Here is a 19,439-nt window from a genome sequence, read left to right as displayed (position 1 = left end):
CGCTGCATCGCTTCGGCGAGATCACTTCTGCGAGACCTCAAGGACGATGCGCGCCTGCCCGCCGCCGGGCGTGCCGGTCAGGGTGTAAGTGCCAGCCGGGCCGTTGATGTCGCCGCTGAGGGTGTTGCTGCCGAGGTCGAACACGGCGCCGACGCTGCGCTGCAGGTAGCTGGTCCAGGCCGGGCCGCTCTCGGGTAGCACGTTGATGTCGTAGTCGAACTGGATGTCGGGGCAGGCGCCGCCGAAGGTCGGGCAGTGGTTGCCGTTCTGCAGGCCGGGCGTGCAGCTCACCGGGGCGGCGGCGCAGTAGGTGGTGCACAGCGGCGAGTTCCAGGCCGCGAGCGCGGTGCAGGCGTACTCGGCCGGCGGGTCGCGGTCCCACAGGCGCACCGAGATGGCCACGTTGCTGCCGGCCTGGACCTGGCGCTCGACCGTCCAGCCGGGTTTGTAGAGGTTCTTGTTGCGGGGGAACAGGCGCGAGCTGCTGGCGGGGGTGGTGGCGTCGATGCTGACGTCGATGCCGAAGTCGGCCTGGCGATTCTCGGCCCGGTCGCGCTCGGCCCCCAGCGCCTCGATCTGCTTGATCGTGACGACGACGGTCTTGAGCGGGACGCGCGGCGAGGGGACGTCGAAGTACAGCGTGTAGTCGCCGCCGCGCGGGCTGTGGCTGAGCGCCAGCTTGTGCGGGAAGGGGCTCGGCTGGGTCGGCGCGACGTACAGCGCGTCGTACTCGGCGGCGCTGATCGTTCGCACCTGGATCGCCCGTGCGTCCCAGTGCTGGGGGTCGGCGAGGTGCAGCAGGTCAAGGGCGTCGTCGAGCTCGCGCCGCAGCACCGCCATGCGGTCGGGGTTGTTGTCCTCGCTGGCCTCGGACTCGGCGAGCGCGAGCAACAGGGCGAGCTCCTCCTTGCGGGCCTCGAGGTCGCCGTTGTCCTCGATCACGGCCGAGACGAACACGATCCCGCTGTTCCACGCGCCCGGCCAGTAGCCGCTCGACCACAGCTCGCCGGCGCTGGCACCCGAGCTGGCGCCGTTGGCCACGCCGAGGGTGCCGGTCTCCGGCAGGCTCCGCGTCGTCGAGCGGTAGGGGTCGGCGGGACCACCCGGCCAGAACACGGCGGTGAACACGACCGGCTCGTCGGTGCCGTCGGCGTCGGCGCCCTTGCTGACCTTCATGCCGCGGTAGATGAGCTCGTACTGGCTCTTCTCCCGCGGGTCGACGGGGTCGGGCGCGAGCACGGTCTTGGTGACGAGCAACGAGCGCGCGGCCGCTGCCTCGGCGAGGCCGCTGCGCCAGCGGTCGAAGGCGGGGCGATCGAAGGGGCGAGTCGTGAGCGCGTCGAGCCCCACGTTGAGGCCCGCGACCTCGGTGAACAGGACGGCGCGATCGGCCACGCTCATGGCCTCGTAAGGGGCGACGATGCGGCGGGCGATCGCCTTGCCGTGGCCAAACCTCGCCAGCGCCGCGGCGACGCGGCGGTCGTAGCTGGAATCTCCCAAGGTCCCGTTGGCGAAGCGCGCGAGGGCGGCCAGCGACTTGGCCGCGCCCACCGGATCGCGCGCGGCGAGCCTGGCAGCGGGGACCGGCGGCCTCGCCGGTGCTGCCTGGACCTCGCCGTACGCGCACAGAGCAGCCACCAGGGCGGCCGCCCTCCACTGCGATCTCCGAGTCCGCTGCGTCATCGCTGTCCTCCGGGTTGCCGGTGCGAACCTTGTTGTCGCACAGATCGCGGCGCTGCGCGTCGGTGAAGCCACGCGTGTCATGTCCGCGCGCCGCTGCCGGGTGCTGCGGGCCTCACTTGCGCTGGTAGGTGATCACGCCGTCCCACTCGGGCGGCGCGACCTCGCCGAGGTCTGCGAGGCGCTCGTGATAGAGACCGACGACGAGGTCGTGCGGGTTGGCGGCGGCGAAGGCCGCGAAGCCGGCCCGCGCCGCCGCGAAGTCGCCGGCGCGGTAGGCCGCGAGCGCCGGTTGCCACAGCCCGAGCTCGCGGTACTCGGCGACCACGACATCCGGCCCGGCGAGCAGCTCGTGGATCGCAACCGGCTGCGCCTTGCCCTTGACGCGCACGAGGTCAAGCTCGCGAAACTGGTAGCCCGCTGGCGCGGCGTCGCGGGTCTGCGGGCCGAGCACGCAGAACACGCCGTACACCTTGGTCAGGCCCTCGAGCCGCGACGCGAGGTTCACCGCGTCACCGACCACCGTATAGTCGAAGCGCTCGCGCGAGCCCATGTTGCCGACGACCATCTCGCCGGTGTTCACCCCGACACCGATCTTCAGCGCGATGCCCCGCGCCCGCAGGCTCGGCTCCAGACGCGTCAGCGCGACCCGCATCGCCGCCGCCGTGGCCAGCGCCCGCGCGGCGTGGTCAGGCTTCGGCACCGGCGCGCCGTAGACCGCCATCACCGCGTCGCCGATGTACTTGTCGAGGTAGCCGCCGCGCACCAGCACCTCCTCGGTCATCGGCGTGAGGTACACGTTGAGCAGCGCGACCAGTTCCTCCGGCGTGAGGCGCTCGGCCAGGCCGGTGAAGTCGCGGATGTCGGAGAACAGCACGGTGAGCTCGCGCCGCGCCCCGCCGAGGTCGAGCAGGCGGGGGTCGGCGAGCAACTCCTCGAGCACCTCGGCGCCGAGGTAGTGGGCGAAGGTGCGGCGCAGGCGGACGCGCTGTACCGCCTCGCCGACGTAGGCCAGCGCGAGCCCGACGCCGCCGACGAGGGCCACCGTGAGCAGCGGCCAGACCAGGCCGTGCCAGCGCTGGAAGCCGAGGAAGAGGCCCCACGCGAGGGCGAGGTCAGCGGCGGCGACGACGAGCACGCCGCCGACGCGCAGGCCGGGCCCGAGGCGCAGGCGACCGGCGAACAGCAGCGCGACCAGCAGCCCGGAGAGCAGACAGGTGAGCGCGTCGAGCGGCGGCGACGAGCGCACGAGCGCGTCGCCGGCGAGGATCGTGTCGATCGCGGTGGCGTGCAGCTCGACGCCCGACACATCGCCGCCGAAGGGCGTGCGGACGGTGTCGTGACCGAAGTACGTGACGCCGACGAGGACGATCTTGCCGCGCAGCGCCGCGGGGTCGATGCGCCCGTTGACCACGTCGACCGCCGAGACCTGCGGGAAGCTGCGCACCGGCCCGCGGAAGTTGAGCAGGAGGCCGTCCCAGCGGGTCAGCGGCACCCGCAGCGGCCCGATCTGGACCCGCCGCGCGTCCGGGAGGTACGCGGTCTCGGCCTGGCTGACGCCTTGCTGCAGCGCCAGCAGCGGGACCACGAGCGGCCCGTAGACCGCGTCGCCGACCCGCCGCGCGAACAACATCTCGCGCACGGTGTGGTCGTCATCCTCGTAGATCGTGACCACCCCGAGCGCCCGCGCGGCCGCGTTGAACTGCGGCAGCGACAGGGCGCCGCGCTGGGTCGCGCTCGGCTGATGCCGCCCGAGCAATTCCTGACCGTAGCGACCGCGGGCCAGCGCGGGGTCGTTCGGCAGCGGATCGCGGTCGTCCGCGAGGTGCATCGACAGCACCACGTTGCCGGCGTCGGCGATCGCGGCGACCAGCGCGGCGTCGCCAGCGGTCTCGGCCTCGACTCGCCGCAGCAGCGCGCTCGCCGGGTCGGTCGCATCTGGCCTTTCGGACAGGTAAGTGGACACATCGGCGACGAGCGCCTCCGAGAGCAGCTGCTCCGGGCTGGTGTAGAAGCCGTCGATGCCGATCGCCACCGGCCCATAGCCGGCCACCGCGCGGATCAGCCGGGCGGTGCCCTCGCGCCGCTCGGCCAGCGCCGGCATCTCCGCCAGCGTCTTGTCGTCGAGCGCGACGATCACGGTCGCGTCGCGAGTCGGCAGCGGGCCACGCCACTGGAAGCGGAGATCGAGGGTGTCCCGCTCGAGACGCTCAAGGAAGCGCAGCTCATGACCGACGCGGTGCAGCGCGCACAACCCGGCGCACAGACACGCGAGCAGCGCCCCGACCAGCGCCGGCGAGCGGAAGATCCGGCGCAGCAGCTGGTTCACGACTTCACGCGCAACTCGAGCCAGCCGTCCTCGAGCGCGACCGTCTTGCCGACCAGCGCCGGCACACACTTGCTGGCCGCGCCGCCGACCTCGAGCTTGCTCAGCTTGCCAGCCTTGACCTGCGCCCGGATCTTGGCGCCCGCGCCAGCGCAGGTCGCCAGGGCCTTGCGCTCGGCGATCAGCGGCCCGGGCAGACCGACACGCCGCTTCGCGCCGCCCTCCGCCACGAAATCGACGCTGTCCGGCAGATCGAGCGCCAGATCTTTCGGCAGCGGCACCGGTGCGCCGCCCGGATCGCCCGCAGAGGGATCCTCCGACTCGGGTGGGCCGGGGTCCTTGGGGGGCTTGCTCGGCTCGGACTTGGTGTCGGGCCTGGGCGGGGGCTTGGGCGCCGGCTGCGGCTCCGGCTCACCACCGCCACCAGGGAGCCTGGTGTTCTCGAGATGACCGTGCTTTCCGCTGCTCTTGTTCTTCGCCGAGCCCAGCTGGTCGGACTTCTTCGCCTCGCTGATCGGATCGCTGGCGGGCTGGAGCGGCGGCGGCGACTCTGCAACCGGCTCGTCATCCCGCTCGAGTTGCCCCTCGTTGCCCCGCGACTTGGACTCCTCGATCGAGACGGGCGCGGACACCGGCTGCACGCCGAAGGTCTGCGCCGAGCTCATGCGCATGTTCCAGCCGGCGACCCGCGCCGCGACCTGCAGCCGCGGGTCGCGGCTCTCATCCGGGCTCAGCGCGACGGCGAGGCGGTCCGCGAGCTCCCCCGCGGCCGCGGGCTCGGCAAACGCCGCCGTCCGGTCGACCCGCAGCCCGTCACCCGAGCGCACGCGAATGACGTGGCCGTTGTGCAGCTCGAGCATGATGAAGCCGTCGGCCTCGGTGGTGATCGTGTCGTCGGCGAGCAGCTCCTGGTCGGGATCCGCCGCGAACGGCGTCCCCTGACTCGGCGTGATCGTGGCGCGACCGTTGACCGCCACCACGACCGCGGCTCGCAGCCCCTCCGAGGCCCCCGCAGGACGGCCCGCCGCGGGCTCGCTCGGGGCCGTCGCCGCCGCGTCGCACCCGGTCCCCGCCAAGCCCATCGCCAGAGCCCACACCGCCAACATCGATGAAACACGCATCATGACCCCCTCAGAAACTCCCGCGGCGGCTTGAAGGTTTACCACGACGCCAGGCCCCCTTGCGGCAACACGCCCGCCCCAAGCCTCGGCCCCAGACACCCAAAACCGCCAGAATGCCCGCTCCGTGGCCCTCTGCGAGCGAACCGGCCCCGCAAGCCACGACGAGGCCAATGGCGAAAAATCGGCCGCCGTCCGGCCGCGGACCTGTGGTAAAACGGCCCTCGTTCCGATGCCGCGCGAAGTCATCCTCGTGGACAGTCAGCTCGGGAACCTGGACAGCGTCGAACACGCGCTCATCCAGGTCGGCGCCTCGGTGCATATCACGAACGACCCAGATCGGGTCGCTACGGCCCGAATGGTGGTATTTCCCGGCCAGGGCTCGTTCGGCCCCACCACCCAGGCGATCGTCGACGGCGCGATGGGGGCGGCCCTGCGCATGGTCGTCGAGCGCGGCGACCCCTTCCTCGGCATCTGCCTCGGCATGCAAATGCTGTTCGACAGCTCCGAGGAGAACGGCGGTCACGCGGGCCTCGGCGTGCTCCCCGGCTATGTCCGGCGCTTCCCCGCCGACATGCCGGCCGGCGAGATGCCCGGCGCACGCATGCTGAAGATCCCGCATGTCGGCTGGAACGATGTCCAGCCAACCAACGAGCACTTCTACTTCACCCACAGCTACTATGTGATCCCCGGCCAGGCCGAGGACGTGATGTGGTCGTGCCGCTACGGCCGCATCGAATTTCCGGCAACCGTGTGCCGCGGCAACGTGTTCGGCTGCCAGTTCCACCCGGAGAAGTCGCAGTGGTCGGGGCTCCGCTTCCTCCGCAGCTTCATCCTCGGGGGCCGGGGATGAGCGCCACCCGGACCGGGTCGGTCGCCCAGGGGCTGCGGGACATGCGAGACACCCCGCCCCTCCCCGCCCTGCTGGCGATCCCCGCGATCGACCTGCTCGGCGGTCAGGCTGTCCGCCTCGCCGAGGGCGACCCCGCGCGCGCCACCGTCTACGCCGCCGACCCACTCGCCAAGCTCCGCGAGTTCATCCGCGCCGGCGCCACCCGCATCCACGTCGTCGACCTCGACGGCGCCTTCGCTGGCCACCCCGTCCAGACCGCGCTGATCCAGACCCTGGTCGAAGCAGCCCACAGCCTCGGCGTCGAGGTCGAGGTCGGCGGCGGCCTGCGCGACCGCGCCGCCGTCGAGGTGGCCCTGGCTACCGGCGCCGACTACGTCGTGATCGGCACGCTCGCGGTCCGCGAACCAGACATCGCCCACGCCCTGTGCCGCGCCCACCCCGGCCGCGTCATCGTGGCGATCGACGCCCGCGACGGCTGGGTGGCGATCTCCGGCTGGCAGGAGACCTCGCGCGTGCCCGCGGCCGCGCTCGCCCGCGCCGCCGCCAGCTGGGGCGCCGTGGCCCTGCTCTACACCGACATCGCCCGCGACGGCCTGCAGGTCGGCGTCGCCGTCGAGTCGACCGCCGCGCTGCAACGCGGCCTCGAGATCCCCGTGATCGCCAGCGGCGGGGTCGGCAGCCTCGCCGACCTCGATGCCCTCCGCAAGCAGCACATCCAGGCCGTGATCCTGGGCCGTGCGCTCTACGAGGGCAGCTTCACCCTGCAGGAGGCCATCGCCCGATGTTAAAGCGCCGCATCATCCCCTGCCTCGATATCAAGAACGGCCGGGTCGTCAAAGGCGTCCACTTCGCCGGCCTGCGCGACACCGGCGACCCCGTCGAGGCCGCCCGCGCCTACGACCTCCAGGGCGCCGACGAGATCTGCCTGCTCGACATCACCGCCACGGTCGAGGGCCGAGAGACCTTCATCGACGTGGTCCACCGCGTCGCCGACCAGATCTTCACCCCGCTCACCGTCGGCGGCGGTGTCCGCCGCGAGGCCGACGTCCGCCGCCTGCTCACCGCCGGCGCCGACAAGGTCGCGATCAACTCGGCCGCCGTCGCCAACCCGCTGCTCATCCGCCAGCTCGCCGACAAGTACGGCAGCCAGTGCATCGTCGTCGCCATCGACGTGAAGCAGATGAAGCCGATGCCCGGCGACACCACCCCGCTCTACGAGGTCGTCATCCACGGCGGCACCCGCTCCACCGGCCTCGACGCGCTCGCCTGGTGCGACCACGTCGCCAAACTCGGCGCCGGCGAGATCCTCCTGACCAGCATGGACAAGGACGGCACCCGCGACGGCTACGACCTGTGGATCACCCGCGAAGTCTCCCACCGCGTGCCGATCCCGGTGATCGCCTCCGGCGGCGTCGGCCAGCTCGAGCACCTCCGCGAGGGCCTCGCCGTCGACCAGGGCGGCGCCGATGCGGCGCTCGCCGCCTCCATCTTCCACTTCGGCCTCTACACCATCTCCCAGGCCAAACAATACCTGCACGAGCACGGCATCCCCGTCCGCCAGCAAGAGTCCCCCCGCGGCGTCACGATCTCCTCCAACAGCTTCGGCTGAGCCCCGCGAGGTCCCCCTGACCGCCGCGCCCCACAGCGACGCACGGGCCCTGTGGGCCACCCTCAAGCCCGACGCCGCTGGCCTCGTCGCCGCCGTCGTCCAACACGCCCTCGGCGGTCAGGTGCTCATGGTCGGCCACATGAACGCCGACGCCCTCGCAGCCACCCTCACCAGCGGCCGCGTCACCTTCTGGAGCCGCAGCCGCGCCCGCCTGTGGCAGAAGGGCGAGAGTTCAGGCCACACCCTGGAGCTGCGCGGCGTGTGGGTCGACTGCGACGCCGACGCGCTGCTGGTCCACGCCGAGCCGCGCGGCCCGACCTGCCACACCGGCGCCGTGAGCTGCTTCTCCACGCCGGTGCCCGGCACCGACGACGCCTCCGCGGCCCCGGTGCTCGCGCGCCTGTCGGCCGAGATCCTCGCCCGCAAGGCCGGCCGCGGGATCACCAGCGCCACCGGCAAGAGCTACGTCCGCGGCCTCATGGACGGCGGCGTCCCGGCGATCGCCGCCAAGCTGCACGAGGAGGCCGCCGAGCTCGCCGAGGCCCTCGCCAGCGACGACCGCGAGCACATCGCACGCGAGGCCGCCGACCTCCTCTTCCACACCCTCGTCGGCCTCGCCCATCGCGACGTCGAATGGACCGCAGTCCTCGAGGTCCTCGCGCGTCGCCTGGGTCGCAGCGGCGTCGACGAGAAGGCGAGCCGAGCCCCGTCGCCCGGCCCCACCTGAGATCTGGTCAGCCAGCGCAGCGAGCGGTTATCCTCCGAGCGTGGCACTGCTCGGCCAAAGCGTCCTCGCCTGGAGCCTCCTCGCCTACCTCGTCGCGGCGATCCCCATGGGCGTGCTCGTCGGCCTGGCCCGCGGCGTCGACATCCGCCAGCTCGGCTCCGGCAACATCGGAGCCACCAACGCAGTGCGCGTGCTCGGGGCGAAGTGGGGCGTCGTCGTGTTCCTCCTCGACCTGCTCAAGGCCTATCTGCCCATGCGCCTGGCCATGGCCGACGCCGCGCTCGGCGGCCTCCCGGCACCCGAGGCCGGCCTGGCGATCGTCGGCCTCGCCGCCACCCTCGGGCACATCTTCCCGGTGTACCTCCGGTTTCGCGGCGGCAAGGGGGTCGCCTGCGCCCTCGGCGTGTTCGCGGCGCTGATGCCCGTCGGCGGCCTGTTCACGGCCCTCGTGTACGTGCAAACTCTGGCCCTCACCCGCGTCTCGGCGATCGGCTCGCTCACCGCCATCAACGCGCTCACCCTCCACCTGTGGATCTCCGGTGCACCCGTCGCCTACCGCCTGCTCGCGCTGGCGATGGCCGTGATCATCTGGATCCGCCACCGCGGCAACCTGCGGGAGATCGCCCGCATCGCCGCTGAACGCAAGCGCCACGCCGGGTCATGAGCTCCACCTCTCGCACCCTCTACGTCGGCGGCTTCGGCTCCGCCCTCGATGCCCACGAGCTCCGCGCCCTGTTCTCCCGTCACGGCACCATCGACCAACTTCGCCTCGTCGAGCGCGGCGATGCCAGCGTCGCCTACGTCACCTTCGAACGCGACACCGACGCCGACCGCGCCCGCCGCCAGATCGACGGTCTCCAGCTCGCCGGCCGCACCCTCCGCGTCGCCATCGCAAAGTAAGCACGCGTCGATCAACCGCCGCCGCGAGCGAAGAGATGCACGCGTCGATCACCCGTTGCCATCGCCTCGTGAGCAACAAGCGCATCAACGCGTCGATCACCCGCCGCCGCGAGCGATACCGAGGAGCTTCATCTTCTTGTGCAAGTGCGTGCGCTCCACGTCGAGCGCCTCCGACGTCTTCGACACGTTCCAGCCGTGCTCGCCCAGGCGCTGCAGGATGAACGCCCGCTCGACCGAGTCGCGGAAGGCCTTGAGCGACATCCCCGGCGGCACCGCGCCCTCCCCGAACTGGACCAGCGCGTCGCCCGTGCCCGACTCCTCGCCCGCGTCGCCGCGGATGTCTTGCGGGACGTCGTCGAGCTCGATGTCACCGTCCGAGAGGATCGCCATCCGCTCCATCACGTTGCGCAGCTCGCGGACGTTGCCCGGCCAGGCGTGGGCGTCGAGCGCCGCCTGGGCCGCCGGGGCGATGCGCTTGGGGCTGATGCCGTTCTCGCGGCAGCCGATGTCGAGGTAGTGGCGGCACAGCAGCGCGACGTCCCCCTCGCGCTCGCGCAGCGCCGGCACCACGATCGGCACCACCGCCAGGCGAAAGTACAGGTCCTCGCGAAACTCGCCGGCCTGCACCTGCTCCTTGAGGTTGCGGTGGGTCGCCGCCAGCACGCGCACGTCGACCTTGATCGGCTTCTCGCCGCCGACCCGCATCAGCTCGCCGCTCTGCAGCACCCGCAGCACCTTGGCCTGAGCGTTCAGATCCATGTCGCCGATCTCGTCGAGGAACAGGGTGCCGTCGTGGGCCAGCTCGAACAGGCCGCGCTTCTGCCCGGTCGCGCCGGTGAAGGCCCCGCGCTCGTGGCCGAACAGCTCGCTCTCGATGAGCTCGCGGGGGATCGCCGCGCAGTTGACCTTGATGAACGCGTTTGCCCGCCGCTCGCTCGCCTCATGGATCGCCCGCGCCACCAGCTCCTTGCCGGTCCCGCTCTCGCCCTCGATCAGCACCCGCGCCCGCGTCGCGCCCACCTTCGTAATCTGTCGCTGCAGCTCGAGCATCGGCTTCGACTCGCCGATCAGCTCACGCCGCGCCCGCGCCCGCAGGCTGCGCAGCTCCGCCTCCGACGCATGGTGCCGCAGCGCGTTGCGCACGCTGACGACCACCCGGTCGCGCGCCAGCGGCTTCTCGAAGAAGTCGAACGCGCCGAGCCGCGTCGCCCGCACCGCGTCGGAGACGGTCGCGTGACCGCTGATGAGGATCACCGGCAAGGGCGGCACCCCCTCACCGATCGCGCTGAGCTTCTCGAGCAGCTGCAGGCCCGACATGCCTGGCAGCAGCACGTCGGCCATCACCACCTCGATCCCCGGCAACCCGGCGGCGCTGTCGGCCAGCGACTGCTCGATCAGCTTGAGCCCGGCCTCGGCCGTCTCCGCGTCAAGCACCGTCGCCCCCTCGCCCTCCAGCACCATCCGCAGGGTCCGCCGGATGTTGCGCTCGTCGTCGATGACGAGGATCGTCCCTGCGAGCCCCGTGTTCGCGTCGTCCACCATGAAGCCCGCATCCTAGCCGGCTCCCCGCAGACTGTCCCTCACGCAATCACCACTCGGCGAGCGCTGCGGCCACCGTGGTAGCGCCGACGGATTGATCGATCCAGCGATCGAGCATTCCGAGCTCCGTGCAGGTAGCGATCCGCTGCGCCTCCTCGGGCGTGGGCCGCAGCCCCGCACGCGCGAGAAAACGGAGCAACGCCTCACGCCGCCCCTGAGCTAGCCCCTGCTCAAGCCCCTGCTCAAGCCCCTGCTCAAGCCCCTGCGCACGCGCCTGCTCCCGCACCGCCTCGCGGCGCAGCTCCTCCTCCCAAATCCTTCGCCCGAACCGCAGGGCGCGCTCGACGAACTCGGGGGTAATCTCGGGATCGTCAGCTTCGGCAATTGGGGCTTCGGTATCCAGCATGTTGACCTTGAGTGTGGCCTGCAGCGCCATATCGAGGGACCTGATGAGCACGGAACCATAACTCCGCGCCCGCGCGCTGTCCAAGCCCTCGAGGCCGGCGAGCGCGACGTACACGAGCGCGGGGTCACCGTCGGCGGCCGCGTGGGTGAGCGCCGAGAGCACGGCCAGCTCGGGCTGGCGGCGAGCCGCCTTCGCCTCGGTGACGCGAGGGATCTGCGCGGGCCCGAGGACGTGCACGCGAAAGCCCTCGTTCCCGGGCCCGAGGTCGATCGGACGGGCCGCCCAGCGGGCCACCCGCGAGTCCGGCGTCAGGACCACGAGCAGCGCCCGCTGACACGCGCCCCGGCGCAGCGAGGTCAGGTAGACCGGCCAGCTGCGCAGCTTGTCGGCGTCGATCGCCAGCTGCACCTCGAAGCCGATCGCCACCGGACCCAGCCCGGGCACCTGCACCTCCATCGCCAGGTCGACGCGGCGCTCGAGCTGGTCGAGCACCGCGTCGAGCGGACGCACCGACTCCACCGCCGCCGCAGCGCCCGCAGCCCTCAGCAGCTCCGGCACCAGCCCAGGCGAGTGGCGGAGCAAGTCGACCAGGGTCTGGTGCAGCGACGACGGCACGCCGCGAGGTCGCCACCGCGGCCCTCGCCGTTGCAGCTACACGTGGCCGCCCTTGAGTAGCACCCGCGCCGCGCCGCCCGCGTCCGCGATCGCGACCCGCGTCTGCTCACCGCTGCCGAGGTGCTTGAGCGTGATCTCCCCCGCCGCCAGCTCCGTCTCGCCGAGGATCGCCGCCAGCGGGGCCTTCACGCCCGGCGCGTCGGCGTACTGCAGCTGCTTGCCGAGCTTCGCCTCTTCCGGGAACACCTCGACCCGCAGCCCCTGCGCGCGCAGCTGATGCGCCACCGCGATCACCTTCTCCGGCGCCACGCCCATCCAACACAGCAGCAGCTCCGGCCCCACGGACAACGCCGGGAACATCCCGCGCTCCTCCATCACCACGAGGATGCGCTCGAGCCCGATCGAGAAGCCGACCGCCGGCACCTGCTTCTTGCCGAACATCCCGACCAGGTCGTCATAGCGGCCGCCGCCGCCGAGGCTGCCCGCCAGGTCCGGCACCGCGATCTCGAAGATCGCGCCGGTGTAGTAGCCGAGCCCGCGCGCCAGATCGAGGCTGAGCTGCACGTGCGGCCCCGCGGGGCTCGCCTCCAGCAGCCCGACCAGCTGCTCCAGCTCGGTCAACGCCTGCAGCCCCGCCGGGTCCGCGATGTGCTTGCGGATCGCCGCCAGCCCCGCGCGCGGCCCCTGCGGCCCGCGCGTCAGCGGGATGCCGAAGATCGCGTCCGCCTCGGCGAACAGGATCAGCTCCATCAAGCGATTCGCCGAGTCGCCAGGGATCCCGCGCGCCGCCAGCTCCTCGCGCACGCCGCCGTCGCCGATCTTGTCGAGCTTGTCGACGGCGATCAGCGCCGCCGCCTCGTGCGCGAGGTCGATGCCCGCCGCGTGCATCATGCTGCGCAGCAGCTGGCGGTGGTTGATCCGCAGCTTGAACCCTTGGAAGCCGAGCGCGTGCAGCACCTCGCAGACCGCCGCGCACACCTCCGCCTCCGCGATCAGCGAGCGCGTGCCCGTGATGTCGACGTCGCACTGATAGAACTCGCGAAACCTCCCCTTGCCCGGGCGATCGGCCCGCCACACCGGCTGGATCTGGTAGCGCTTGAAGAACTTGGGCAGCTCGTACTGCGCGACCACGCGGGCCAGCGGCACCGTCAGGTCGTAGCGCAGGCCCTCCTCCGCCAGCGCGGCCTGGGCCAGCTGCGGCGTGCGCCACGCGTCCGACGGCGGCCCGATCTTCTCGAGCGCCGTCTTCAGCGCGTCGCGCCGCTCGAGCAGGCGATACAGCAGCTGGTCGCCCTCCTCGCCGTACTTGCCGAGCAGCGTCGACAGGTTCTCGATCGTCGGCGTCTCGAGCGGCAGGAAGCCGTGGCGCCCGTAGACCTCGCGCACGATCGCGATCACGTGGTTGCGCCGCGCCAGCTCGGCCGGCAAGAAGTCGCGCATGCCGCTCGGCGGCTTGGTGGAGATCTTCGGACTGTTCACGCTGCCTCCCTCGCCCTGATCGTGATGCTCAGCGCCTCGTCATCGACCGTATCGGTGAACGACCACGCCCCCGACGTGGGGTCGCGTACCGAGCCGCCGAGCTGCTCCGCCGCGCGATGCACCGGGTCTGGATGATCCTCGCTGGCCCCCCGGGGCGCCTCGCCCGGCAGCAGCTCGAGCGTCGTCGCCAGCGTCTCGCCGCGGATCAGCTCCTCCCACTGACTCGCCGCCGCCGCCAGCGCCCCGCCGCAGCGCAGGGTCAGGCCGATCCGCTGGCTCACGTCGAGGTCGGCGGCCTTGCGCAGGCTCTGCACGCGATTGACGATCTCCCGCGCCAGCCCCTCGAGGCGCAGGTCCTCGCTCACCACCGTGTCGAGCGCCACCGTCAGCGCCCCCTCGCTGGCCACCACCAGGCCCGGCTTCGGCGCCCGCACCAGCAGCACCTCCTCGGCCCGCAGCGCCTCGCCCGCGATCGTCAGCGGCCCGCCCGCGGCGAAGGCCCGCAGCTCCACCTGCGCGAGCCCCTGCAGGCCCGCAGCGACCTCCTTCAATTTGGCCCCCAGGCGCTTGCCGAGCAGCTTCAGGTTCGGCTTGGCCGCGAGGTCGACCAGCGCCGTGTCGTCGCTCGAGACCTCGATCCGGCGCACGTTCAGCTCGCCGAGGATGTCCGCGTGGTCGCGCCCCTGCAGGCGCAGGACCACCGCCGGGTCATGGCTCACCACCGCGACCGCGGCCAGCGGGCGACGGGCGCCGATGTGCTCCCGCTCGCGCAGCGTCAACCCGAGGGCGACCACCGCCCGCGCCAGCTCCACCTCCGTCTCGAGCGCCAGGTCGCGGGCGAAGTCCTCGGCGCGGGGGAACTCGCAGAGGTGCACGCTGTCCTCGCCCGGCCCCGCCAGCCCCGCCTCGACGACCAGCCGCTGATGCAGCACCTCCGCGAGGAACGGCAGCACCGGCGCCATCGCCCGCGAGATCGTGACGATCGCCCGCAGCAGCGTCGCGTAGGCCTGCTGCTTGTCGAGGTCGCTGCCGGCCCCCTTGGCCCGCCAGTAGCGGCGACGCCCGCGGCGGATGTACCAGTTGTTCAGGTCGTCGCAGACCCGCAGGAACGCCGGCACCAGGTTCGACAGCTCGTAGGTCTCGTACTCGCTCGCGAGCTCCGCCACGAAGCCGCCGACCCGCGACGAGATCCAGCGGTCCTGCGGGTTGTCCAGCGCCTGCGCCGACAGGTCGGCCCGGGTCGGCGACCACCCGTCCGCCCGCGCGTAGGTGACGAGGAAGTTGAACGCGTTCCACAGCGGCAGGATCGCCACGCGAACCGTCTCCTTCACGCACTCGCCGGTCAGGTCCTGCGCGTTCTTGCCGAACTTCATCGGCTCGCCGCGGACCACCGCGCTGTTGATCAGATAGGCCCGCAGCGCGTCGGCCCCGTAGCTGTCGATCACCTTCGCCGGGTCGGGGTAGTTCTTCAGCCGCTTCGACATCTTCTTGCCGTCGGCCGCCAGGATCAGCCCGTTGACGATCACGTTCTTGAACGCCGGCCGCCCGAACAGCGCCGTCGACAGCACGTGCAGCGTGTAGAACCAGCCGCGCGTCTGGTCGAGCCCCTCGGCGATGAAGTCCGCCGGCAGGTTGTCCTCCACGTACTGCTTGCGCGCCGCGTCGAAGGGGTAGTGGTTCTGCGCGTAGGGCATGCTGCCCGACTCGAACCAGCAGTCGAACACCTCGGCGATCCGCCGCATCGTCCCGCCCGCCTTCGAGGGCCAGGTCAGCCCGTCGATGCTCTCGCGGTGCAGGTCCGTCAAGCTGCCCGCGGGCAGCCCCGCGAGACCCTCGAGCTCGGCCACCGAGCGCACGCAGACCATGTCGCCCGGGTCCCTGTCACAGCGCCAGATCGGCAGCGGCGTGCCCCAGTAGCGGTTGCGGCTCAGGTTCCAGTCGCGCGCGCTCTCCAGCCAGTTGCCGAAGCGCCCGCTGCCGACGTGCTCCGGGACCCAGCGGATCTTGTGGTTGTTGGCCACCAGCTCGTCGCGGATCGCCTCGACGCGCATGAACCACGTCGCCAGCGCCATGTAGATCAGCGGCTGCTCGGTGCGGTAGCAGTGCGGGTAGGCGTGCACGATCGTGTCCTGGTCGACCAGCGCGTGCTCCCGCTTGAGCCGCTCCACGATCGCCTTGTCGGCGTCCTTGACGAACATCCCCGCGAACTCGCCGACCCGCGCGTCGAAGATCCCGCTGAGGTTGATCGGGCACACCAGCGGCAGCCCCTCGGCCTGACCGACCTGGAAGTCGTCCTCGCCGAAGGCCGGCGCCTGGTGGACGATGCCGGTGCCGCTGTCGGTCGACACGTAGCTCGCCGCGACCACCCGGAACGCCCAGCGGCTGCCGTCCGGACGCAGCCGGTACTGGGCGAAGAACGGCAGCAGCGGCGCGTAGGGCCGCCCCACCAGCTCCCGCCCCTTCAGCCGCGCCAGCTCCTCCGTCGCCCCCACCCGCTCACGCGCCTGGTAATCCGCGAGGCGCCCGGGCTCGAGGTAGGCGATCTCCCCGGTCGCGAGCACGCGGATCTTCACGTACTCGACCTCCGGATGCACCGCCAGCGCCAGGTTGCTCGGCAAGGTCCACGGCGTGGTGGTCCACGCCCACAGCCAGGCGTCCTCGTCCTCGAGCTTGAAGCGCACCGTCAAACTCGGGTCCTGACGCCGCTTGTGCCCCTCCTTGCGCGTCACCGGGTCGCGCTCCTGCGGCCCCTGGGCGACCTCAAAGTTGGACAGCGGGGTCCCCAGCGCCGGCGACACCGGCTGCACCCGGTACCCCTCGTAGATGCGTCCCCCGTCCCACAGCCGCCCGAACACCCACCACACGCTCTCCATGAACGAGAAGTCCATGGTCTTGTAGTCGTTGCGAAAATCTACCCAGCGGCCCATTCGCTGCACGACCCGCTCCCACTCCGCCGTGAAGCGCAGCACCCCGGCGCGACAGGCCGCGTTGAAGCGAGGCACCCCGTGGGCCTCGATGTCGGCCTTGCCGTGCAGCCCCAGCTCGGCCTCCACCAGGCTCTCGATCGGCAGCCCGTGGCAGTCCCAGCCGAAGCGCCGCTCCACCTGGTAGCCGCGCATGAACCAGTAGCGCGGCACGATGTCCTTGATCGTCCCGGCCAGCAGGTGCCCGTAGTGCGGCAGACCGGTGGCGAAGGGCGGGCCGTCGTAAAACACGAACGCCGGCCGCGCCGACCCGTCCGCCCGGGTGGTGGTCCGCAGGCTGCGACCCTCGATGTCCCTGGCCCGCCAGAGGTCGAGGGTCGCCATCTCCAGGGCAGGCAAGTCGAGCTGAGCCGGGGGCGCGGCGAAGGTGGAGCGTGGCATGGGGCCCGACGTGCATGGCCCGCCCGCAGCCCTGGGGTCAAGGCCAATCCTCCGCGCCACCCGCCGCCACGAAACCCGACGCCGATCAGACCCGTCGCTCGCGGCGAGCTCGCCGACATTGTCGCCGGGACCGGCCCCGGATATCCTGTCCGAACCGATCGACCCGCAGGGTCCAGCACGGCACTCCAGATTCTCCCCGGAATTCGCGATGAAAAACCCTTCCCTGGCACTCTCCCTCGGTTTGACGCTCGGTCTGTCCCTGTTCACTGCCGGCTGCGGCGACAACGGCAGCAGCGACGACAGCTCGGTAGAAAAGCACCCGCAGGAGACCAAGTGGAAGAAGGTCGTCGACAACCTGCCCTTCCCGCTCTCCGGTGACGGCCAGATCTACTCGATCTCGGTCGGCCGCCTCGACTACAACAACAACTTCGCCAACCGCGGCGACGTCGAGGTCTTCCTCGACCAGGACGCCGAGGTCATCAGCGTCGAGATGCAGTACTACGACTTCTCGGACGACATCACCACCCTCGGCGACGAGGCTCAGGGCGTCGTCGGCACCTTCGATCGCATGTCGCTGTGGGCCTTCGTCAACTCCGGCAACCCCGCCAAGCCCGACTCGATGCCGCCCGAGGACAACTGCACCGTCGACACCTGGAAGAGCGGCTGCACCATCTACGTGTACTACGACGGCCAGAGCCAGCCAGCCCGCGCCGGCGCCCACATCCGCGTCCATCTGCCCAAGGCCTACCGCGGCGAGCTCAACATCACCACCGAGGACAACGTCGCCGAGTCCACCTTCCCGCGCGTCGGCAACATCACCGTCGACGGTATCTGCGGCAGCGGCAGCATCTACCTCGCCCAGGGCAACGCCAACATCAAGATGTGCCGCGAGCTCACCCCCGCGCCCGCCTGCAGCGCCGAGCAGATCAAGGGCTGCGAGGACTTCGTCGACCCGGACACCATGATGCCCGCCGCCTGGTCCAACCTCTGCCCCTGCCCGGCCGAGAACTTCGGCCAGCTCAAGATCGAGGCGCTCAAGCCGTGGGCCGGCAACATCACCGTCGACATCCCCACGACCACCTGGCTCAACGCCAACCTCGCCAACGAAGAGACCGACAAGCCCCACGAGTGCAAGCCCGAGCTCCCCGCCTGCGCCGGCAAGATCTGCTCCCCCGTCTCCGCCGACGACTACACCATCTCCGGCGAATTCAACTACCCGAGCAAGGCCGCGGCCTCCGGCGCCGGCTTCAACCTCACCGTCAAGTCCGCCGGCTGCAACCCCGTCACCTACTTCAAGAGCGCCGACGACTGGAGCGAGGTCGAGGCCGACAGCAAGCCCACCACCGAGACCCGCGGCCACATCACGGTCTGCTCCGGCTGCATCAAGTAGCCCGGCATCCCCGCCCTCGCGGCCACGCTCGAGCCGCCCGATCCCCATCGGGCGGCTCGCCGCAATTCACGGCCCCTTGTTGGCCGCCCCGAAGCTCGGCTTGCAGTCGACCGTCCAGGCCCCGCCGGGCCCGTCGGGCAGGCGGCAGTACGACAGCGCCGCCTCGTCCGGGCCGTACGACACCTGGTCGACCACCGCGAGGTTCGGGCGCAGCAGCGTCACCGTGTCCCCGGCAGCGCCGAGGCCGAACGGGTGCTCACCGACCTTCATGCCCTTGGCGACCACGAGGAACTGCTTGGCCGCGAGCGAGCTCTGCGGCGGGAACACCAGCTTCTCGGGATCCGCGGCGGGGTCGTAGTCCTGGTCGACGACATCGTCGGTCAAGATCCACCCCGAGACGTCGATCGCCTGGTTGCCCGCGTTGTACAGCTCGATCTGATCGTCGGTCGCCTCGAGCTCGTTGATCGCCATGCTCTCCGACTCGCACATCGACGCGTCGAACATGCAGGTCGGAGCGCACGCCAGCGTGCCCCCGGTGAAGCCGAGACCGAGCCCCTCGCAGGTCTGCCCGGCGAGCTCGACCCCGTCGCAGTCCTCGCCCGCGCCGACGACCCCGTCGCCGCACAGCTCGCTCACGGCCGCGTTGGCGGCCCCGAAGGTCTGCGCACACACCGACCACCCGCCGGTCCCATCGGGCAGCCGGCAGTACGAACCGACCGCGTCGGCCCCGTTCACGATCACCTGGTCGACCGCCCCGTCCCCCGCGTCCACCAGCGTGATCGTCTCCTCCTTGTCATCGGCGATCCCGAACGGCAGCTCGCCCGTCATCGCCAGCTCGTCGAAGGCCACCAGCACCATGAACTCCCCCGGCGCCAGCATGGTCCCGGCCGGGAACACGTAGGTCTTGTCGACCGGGAAGCGCGGGTCGTCCGACAGCTTCCACCCGCCGAGCTCCGCCGCCGCCCCGCCCGCGTTGTACAGCTCGATCGCGTCCCCCTTGTCGGCGTAGGGCCCCTCGCTCGCCCCCTTCGCCGTCAGCTCGTTGAGCGCCACCACGGCCGCCTGCGGGTCCAGCTCGCAGCCCGACGCGTCGAAGGAGCCGCAGTTGGCCGCGCAGGCCAGCGTCCCGCCGATGTAGCCCGGGTCCAGGTCGCCGCACTGCTTGCCGTCCAGATCGGCCCCGTCGCACAGCTCCCCGTCGTCGACCTTGCCGTCGCCACAGCTGCCCTGTCCGCCCTCCGCCGTCCCCGTCCCCGTCCCCGACGGCCCTCCGCTCGTCGGCGCCGCCGTCGTCGGCGAGTCCCCCGTCGACGCCTCTCCCCCGCCAGAGCCCCCGCTCCCGCCGTCGTCCGCACCCGGACCCGCAGCCCCGCTGCACGCGGCCAGCAACAACAAGGACAGCAACGAACCAGTGGTGATACGCATGGTCGAC

General features: G+C 71.4%; 15 protein-coding genes. 7 read left to right on the top strand and 8 right to left on the bottom strand.

The window, feature by feature from the left end; translation table 11 throughout:
* Positions 1–21 precede the first annotated feature (21 nt).
* From IPJ59_RS08285 to IPJ59_RS08275, 3 genes are all read right to left on the bottom strand, one after another.
* Positions 22–1,683 (bottom strand): hypothetical protein, encoded by a 1,662-nt coding sequence (locus IPJ59_RS08285; protein ID WP_293270693.1) that lies wholly within the window; start codon positions 1,681–1,683, stop codon positions 22–24.
* A 112-nt stretch (positions 1,684–1,795) separates the two neighbouring features.
* A complete protein-coding gene (locus tag IPJ59_RS08280) occupies positions 1,796–4,009 on the bottom strand; it encodes a CHASE2 domain-containing protein (protein WP_293270692.1) in 2,214 nt (737 codons plus the stop codon).
* Positions 4,006–5,130, bottom strand: coding sequence for a FecR family protein (locus IPJ59_RS08275; RefSeq protein WP_293270691.1), 1,125 nt, complete (start codon positions 5,128–5,130; stop codon positions 4,006–4,008). The genes IPJ59_RS08280 and IPJ59_RS08275 overlap by 4 nt, the downstream gene beginning before the upstream one ends.
* Positions 5,131–5,356: 226 nt before the next feature.
* Here IPJ59_RS08275 and hisH point away from each other — a divergent pair, with 226 nt between their 5' ends.
* The 6 genes from hisH to IPJ59_RS08245 all read left to right on the top strand — a co-directional run bounded on the left by hisH (position 5,357) and on the right by IPJ59_RS08245 (position 9,213).
* Entirely contained in the window at positions 5,357–5,977 is a 621-nt protein-coding gene (gene hisH, locus IPJ59_RS08270) for an imidazole glycerol phosphate synthase subunit HisH (RefSeq protein ID WP_293259516.1), read from the top strand.
* 68 nt (positions 5,978–6,045) lie between these two features.
* Positions 6,046–6,765, top strand: a complete 720-nt coding sequence (gene hisA, locus IPJ59_RS08265; protein WP_366524571.1) for a 1-(5-phosphoribosyl)-5-[(5-phosphoribosylamino)methylideneamino]imidazole-4-carboxamide isomerase — start codon at positions 6,046–6,048, stop codon at positions 6,763–6,765.
* A complete protein-coding gene (hisF, locus tag IPJ59_RS08260) occupies positions 6,759–7,586 on the top strand; it encodes an imidazole glycerol phosphate synthase subunit HisF (RefSeq protein ID WP_293270689.1) in 828 nt (275 codons plus the stop codon). The genes hisA and hisF overlap by 7 nt, the downstream gene beginning before the upstream one ends.
* 16 nt (positions 7,587–7,602) lie before the next feature.
* The gene (gene hisIE, locus IPJ59_RS08255) at positions 7,603–8,313 is read left to right on the top strand and encodes a bifunctional phosphoribosyl-AMP cyclohydrolase/phosphoribosyl-ATP diphosphatase HisIE (RefSeq protein WP_293271337.1); all 711 of its coding nucleotides are present in this window, start codon (positions 7,603–7,605) and stop codon (positions 8,311–8,313) included.
* 40 nt (positions 8,314–8,353) lie between these two features.
* Positions 8,354–8,977: a glycerol-3-phosphate acyltransferase gene (locus IPJ59_RS08250; protein ID WP_293259525.1), complete on the top strand. Its 624-nt coding sequence runs from the start codon at positions 8,354–8,356 to the stop codon at positions 8,975–8,977.
* Positions 8,974–9,213, top strand: coding sequence for an RNA recognition motif domain-containing protein (locus tag IPJ59_RS08245; protein ID WP_293270688.1), 240 nt, complete (start codon positions 8,974–8,976; stop codon positions 9,211–9,213). Before IPJ59_RS08250 ends, IPJ59_RS08245 begins: the two co-directional genes overlap by 4 nt.
* A 96-nt stretch (positions 9,214–9,309) precedes the next feature.
* Here IPJ59_RS08245 and IPJ59_RS08240 read toward each other — a convergent pair whose 3' ends face one another.
* The 4 genes from IPJ59_RS08240 to ileS are packed head-to-tail and all read right to left on the bottom strand — an operon-like array spanning position 9,310 to position 16,617.
* A complete protein-coding gene (locus IPJ59_RS08240) occupies positions 9,310–10,755 on the bottom strand; it encodes a sigma-54-dependent transcriptional regulator (RefSeq protein WP_293270687.1) in 1,446 nt (481 codons plus the stop codon).
* 46 nt (positions 10,756–10,801) lie between these two features.
* Entirely contained in the window at positions 10,802–11,773 is a 972-nt protein-coding gene (locus IPJ59_RS08235) for a FliH/SctL family protein (RefSeq protein ID WP_293270686.1), read from the bottom strand.
* Positions 11,774–11,809: 36 nt separating this feature from the next.
* The gene (gene hisS / locus IPJ59_RS08230; RefSeq protein ID WP_293259534.1) at positions 11,810–13,252 is read right to left on the bottom strand and encodes a histidine--tRNA ligase; all 1,443 of its coding nucleotides are present in this window, start codon (positions 13,250–13,252) and stop codon (positions 11,810–11,812) included.
* On the bottom strand, positions 13,249–16,617 hold the full coding sequence (ileS, locus tag IPJ59_RS08225) for an isoleucine--tRNA ligase (protein ID WP_293270685.1): 3,369 nt from the start codon (positions 16,615–16,617) through the stop codon (positions 13,249–13,251). The genes hisS and ileS overlap by 4 nt, the downstream gene beginning before the upstream one ends.
* A gap of 208 nt (positions 16,618–16,825) precedes the next feature.
* Here ileS and IPJ59_RS08220 point away from each other — a divergent pair, with 208 nt between their 5' ends.
* Positions 16,826–18,007, top strand: coding sequence for a hypothetical protein (locus tag IPJ59_RS08220; RefSeq protein ID WP_293270684.1), 1,182 nt, complete (start codon positions 16,826–16,828; stop codon positions 18,005–18,007).
* A 66-nt stretch (positions 18,008–18,073) separates the two neighbouring features.
* On the opposite strand, the gene IPJ59_RS08215 is transcribed toward IPJ59_RS08220, so the two are convergent.
* Positions 18,074–19,432 carry a lamin tail domain-containing protein gene (locus IPJ59_RS08215; RefSeq protein WP_293270683.1) on the bottom strand — a complete coding sequence of 453 codons (1,359 nt, stop codon included), beginning with the start codon at positions 19,430–19,432 and terminating at the stop codon, positions 18,074–18,076.
* Positions 19,433–19,439 lie beyond the last annotated feature (7 nt).

The organism is Nannocystis sp. (assembly GCF_016714285.1).
In the GTDB taxonomy this organism is placed as follows: Bacteria; Myxococcota_A; Polyangia; order Nannocystales; family Nannocystaceae; genus Nannocystis.
This window is presented reverse-complemented; position numbering and strand designations above follow the sequence as displayed.

Excerpts from the sequence above, each read along its gene's own strand:
- IPJ59_RS08285 (WP_293270693.1), bottom strand. The coding sequence starts at position 1,683 with ATGACGCAGCGGACTCGGAGATCGCAGTGGAGGGCGGCCGCCCTGGTG.
- IPJ59_RS08275 (WP_293270691.1), bottom strand. The coding sequence starts at position 5,130 with ATGATGCGTGTTTCATCGATGTTGGCGGTGTGGGCTCTGGCGATGGGC.
- hisH (WP_293259516.1), top strand. The coding sequence starts at position 5,357 with ATGCCGCGCGAAGTCATCCTCGTGGACAGTCAGCTCGGGAACCTGGAC.
- hisF (WP_293270689.1), top strand. The coding sequence starts at position 6,759 with ATGTTAAAGCGCCGCATCATCCCCTGCCTCGATATCAAGAACGGCCGG.
- IPJ59_RS08245 (WP_293270688.1), top strand. The coding sequence starts at position 8,974 with ATGAGCTCCACCTCTCGCACCCTCTACGTCGGCGGCTTCGGCTCCGCC.
- IPJ59_RS08240 (WP_293270687.1), bottom strand. The coding sequence starts at position 10,755 with ATGGTGGACGACGCGAACACGGGGCTCGCAGGGACGATCCTCGTCATC.
- ileS (WP_293270685.1), bottom strand. The coding sequence starts at position 16,617 with ATGCCACGCTCCACCTTCGCCGCGCCCCCGGCTCAGCTCGACTTGCCT.
- IPJ59_RS08220 (WP_293270684.1), top strand. The coding sequence starts at position 16,826 with ATGAAAAACCCTTCCCTGGCACTCTCCCTCGGTTTGACGCTCGGTCTG.
- IPJ59_RS08215 (WP_293270683.1), bottom strand. The coding sequence starts at position 19,432 with ATGCGTATCACCACTGGTTCGTTGCTGTCCTTGTTGTTGCTGGCCGCG.